Annotated in this window: 1 pseudogene; it reads right to left on the bottom strand. The window is 53.1% G+C overall.

The annotated features are described in order from the left end of the window. Positions 1-473: pseudogene (locus HMPREF2981_RS06805) on the bottom strand (hypothetical protein); the annotation flags it as partial.

Genomic DNA, 473 nt, shown 5'->3' with positions numbered 1-473 from the left:
ACGAAGTTTTTAGCCCACGTGAAATCTCCCGAGGCGCTCTGCCTACTACGGAACTCAGGCCCGAAATCAGGACCACCAGCAGGCCTGTACTCTTTCCCGTACCCCTCGTGGGCTAACCCCGAAACAGTGGGCACCTCTAAAAGACGCTGCACCCACAATTTTTCCCGAATATACTGCACGAGTATTTCAGCATCCTCACTATTATTCGGGTCAGCCCAATACCCATAATCCAGCCGGAACGCCACCTGAGAACCCAGATACCGGCACGGTTCTACATGCGGTTTAAACCGGTGCACTATCCCTGTGGTGTCGGTGAGCTCGAAAAGCCCGTTTTCATCTCCTAATAGGGTGAAATAACTAGAGTCAATCTGCCAGTAGTGCAGTGTAAGTTTCCGTCCCCGGTTCGTGACCCTCATGAGTTTTTCGGGCAGGATTTCCCGGTACGAGACCCTGCACACCCACAAACCCCACAC

Origin of the sequence: Rothia sp. HMSC069C01 (assembly GCF_001814655.1) — a bacterium.
GTDB lineage: Bacteria > Actinomycetota > Actinomycetes > Actinomycetales > Micrococcaceae > Rothia > Rothia dentocariosa.
This window is presented reverse-complemented; position numbering and strand designations above follow the sequence as displayed.